Source organism: Fulvivirga aurantia (assembly GCF_009711475.1).
GTDB lineage: Bacteria > Bacteroidota > Bacteroidia > Cytophagales > Cyclobacteriaceae > Fulvivirga > Fulvivirga aurantia.
This window is the reverse complement of sequence record NZ_SMMD01000346.1, coordinates 1-1,885: the sequence shown is the minus strand read 5'-3', so window position 1 is coordinate 1,885 and position 1,885 is coordinate 1. Positions and strand designations below refer to the sequence as shown.

Here is a 1,885-nt window from a genome sequence, read left to right as displayed (position 1 = left end):
AACAATTCATGGTGGAAATACGGGTTCAGCTTATACTAATTGTACTATACTGTCTCTCAGGGTGTATAGATAGTAATGAAGATCGGTCAAGACAATCCTTAAATTATATAAGTCAAGTTCAGGGAGATTCACTGAATACAAAGTTCGTTAGAGCTGATTCACTTTATAATAGTGGTTTTTTTAAAATGGCCAAACCCGCTTATGATTCGCTTTTGGAAGAAGTGAATCTGACTGAGAAGGAGAAGATCTACTCTCTTGTAAATTTGATCTACTGCATCATTAAGTCAGGAGACACTTTAAGAGTTGATCAAAGAATATCAGAGCTTAGAAATCTTTTAACGCAAAAAAACAATGATGCCTCGAAAAATGCCGATTACCTGCTTTTAAAAGGGCTGATCTCCCAAAGTCCAGATAGTATTATTTTCTATACTCAGAGTATTAATAAGCCGTTGCATGGTAGTTCTAGACTTTGTTTTGAGCGTGGTAAAGCATTTTATGAGTTAATGGAGATTGATTCTGCTAGTTCCAATTTAAAACATGTGCTGCAATCTCCTATGGCTACAAACTATTTAAAATTTAAATCATGCTATATTTTAGCCGATCTGAGTTTGGTGAATAGGGATTTTTTAAATGGGTTAAGATATATTGATGAGGCGCTTTCAATTTCATTAATAGGTAATGATGAACGAGTAGATGCCTTAAAATTAAAGGCTAAACTTAAAAGAAAATCTGGCAGAATAGATGAATCAAACGCACTACTTGATTCATTATTGGTTCAACAAAATTTTAAGAATATTCAAAAACTACAGCTCTATGAGGAATTGGCATTCAATGCATTGGCAGTAGATGATACATCAAAATTCCATCGCATCTTAAACATACTAGTAGAGATACCACAACATGAGTTGATCACTAACCGGCTTAAGGGAAGCCACTATTATCGAACTCAACGATTTGAAAACGCTGTTTTTTATTATGAGTTGGTTTTTAATGAACTACAAAAGCAATCCTCTCCGGATCTTGTTCTGGTTAAAGAAGCTCTTTTTATAATTGCAGAGTCATATCAAAGACTTGGTGATTATAATCAGGCACAAAATTTTGCATATAAAAGTCTTGTTTTCGAGACGCCCTACCGGAACAGTAATTTTCATTGGCAACATATTTTCGCCCCAGAAGTGCTTAACGAGAACTATAACTTCTTTAATTATAATAAGCTAGGCTCTCTGTATATTACCGCTTTCCTGCAGGAGAAAGACGTTTCAATTTCCGATCTGAAAAATACCCTTCAAATGTACCGGATAATTGATTCCGTAATATTCCAACAGATCAATGTACTTGAAGAAGATGCAGTACTGGCATTTTTAAAAATAGGCCATGGTGTCTACAGCAATGCTGTGCATTTATGTTATATACTGGACAGTATCCAACCAAATCATTATTACAAAAATCTGGCCTTTTCTTTTATCGAGCATAGTCGAGGTGTGGTCTTAATTCGAGATATGCTGGTTAACAATGACAATAGATTTAAGCACATTCCTGAGAAGTTCAGATCAAGAGAGGTGGAACTAAAAACAGCCATTTCCTCATATAAAAAGGACGGTCATAAAGGTGAAGTAGGTCTAAAAAGTCTGTTGAAGCAGCAGGAAGACTATTTTTATGAGATGAAGCAGATGTACCCTGATTATTATAAAGCAAGACTACGGAGTGAAAAATTTGATCTGAAAGAGTTACTGAATGCTGCTGACTCATCGAATGAGATTTTTATTCAGTTTTTACAAACCACAGATGCAATCTTCAGAGTGACCATTAGAGTTGATCGGGTAAGATTTGACCGATTTCCCTTAAATCAGGAGTTGAAGAATAGTCTATACATGTTTTTAAATAT

Annotated in this window: 1 protein-coding gene; it reads left to right on the top strand. The window is 34.9% G+C overall.

Annotated features, from left to right (window positions below; genetic code table 11):
- Window positions 1-185: 185 nt before the first annotated feature.
- On the top strand, window positions 186-1,885 hold a 1,700-nt coding region (locus E1176_RS01705), incomplete at its 3' end, for a tetratricopeptide repeat protein (RefSeq protein ID WP_155208848.1).